Source organism: Marinagarivorans sp., from assembly GCF_982758155.1.
In genome coordinates, this window is sequence record NZ_CEXWTU010000406.1 from 1 (window position 1) to 1,344 (window position 1,344).

Consider the following 1,344-nt stretch of genomic DNA (forward strand, 5'->3'; position numbering starts at 1 on the left):
AATGTTAGCCATTTGGTTTTGAAGCATCATATCTTCTGTTTGGTCTATGTAGCCATCATTAGCAATAGATGATGTAAGCATCTGTTGGAACTGCGCCATTTGTTGCTGTAGCATTAATTCCTGCTGACTCTTCTCAACTTGAAACTTCATCGCCGCCATCTTACGCCTATTACCGTGTCGCATCTTCTTTAGTTGCCTACGGTGGCTAGCAGTATCTTCAAACATTGCTCTATACACAAAGTAAAACCCGGCTTGAACAGAGAACCCTGCAAATCCATAGAAGACGGCAGATTCCCAAGGATTATTGAAATGACTCCAATCCCACTCGACGTATAGTACGATACAGAGCGCAAGCATTAGTGCTTGAAAGAGCATTGTACCCAATAGATGCAATTCACGCTCTCGTTGCTTTTCCCGATACTCTTCCATCTCTGGATTAGTACTTTCACCTTCTGCGCCCATCATTGCCCCTAATAGCGGGTTGGCTGCAAAGGATAGTGGGCCTTCACGACTTAATGGCATCTCTAGCCACCTCCAACAAACCAGTGATTTCAATTCTGTTTGAACCATTGGCTGTGTGCATCGTTAATTCTCCGTTCGGTTGTACTACAATAGCAAGAAACCGAAGTCCGGAGGAATGCAAATGTGTTAGTGCTGCGACTAAGTCTTCTGGCATTCCATTCTCAAATTCAATATTCAAAATATTTTCGTACATTCTCATTGTTTTCTTCTTTTACTTCTTCTGTCATTTTTTCACCTCAAAATTCGTTTGGGTCCCTCGCTTGAATGATGTTATCAATTCTTAGGATTTGTATTGCGGCAGTAGTGGCGGATTTTAATCCTACCTCTATTACCTCTATCGGCTCTATCACGGAGTATGGTAAGTCTGTAATAACACCGCCGTTTGATACATCTAGGAAGGCATCGCTATTTCCCATACTATGCGCCGCTCTTAGATTGATTACTGAAAGACGTGGGTTATGTCCACAATTCTTTGCTAGTGTGAGAGGGATGATTTCAAGTGCTTTAGCATATGCTTCAACTGCTAACTGCTCCAGCCCTTCTACTGTGTTCGCTATTGATTGTATATGTAATGACATACTCACTTGAGGTGCGCCACCACCAGTCACGATTCTCTTGTTATTATATGCTAGCCATGTGACGCCGATTGCATCATCAAGCGCACGGCTTATTTCATCAGCCGTTTCTTGACTTGGTCCAGAACATACGATAGAATGTCTAACGTTGTTCGGTACTATATTGAGATGTAGTACGGGTTTAGACCATCCTTCCTCAGTGTACTCACAAACAGAGGAGCAACTTCCTAGGTCTTCAACGGTGAGG

At 43.0% G+C, this 1,344-nt stretch carries 3 protein-coding genes; all 3 read right to left on the reverse strand.

The features are described from left to right. On the reverse strand, positions 1-522 hold a 522-nt coding region (locus tag AC3A8L_RS21410; RefSeq protein ID WP_487964307.1), incomplete at its 3' end, for a hypothetical protein. Beyond that, positions 506-721 (reverse strand): hypothetical protein, encoded by a 216-nt coding sequence (locus AC3A8L_RS21415; RefSeq protein WP_487964308.1) that lies wholly within the window; start codon positions 719-721, stop codon positions 506-508. The genes AC3A8L_RS21410 and AC3A8L_RS21415, both read right to left, overlap by 17 nt. A 37-nt stretch (positions 722-758) precedes the next feature. Then, positions 759-1,344, reverse strand: a 586-nt coding sequence (locus AC3A8L_RS21420; RefSeq protein WP_487964309.1) for a TCP-1/cpn60 chaperonin family protein, incomplete at its 5' end; no start/stop codon positions are given.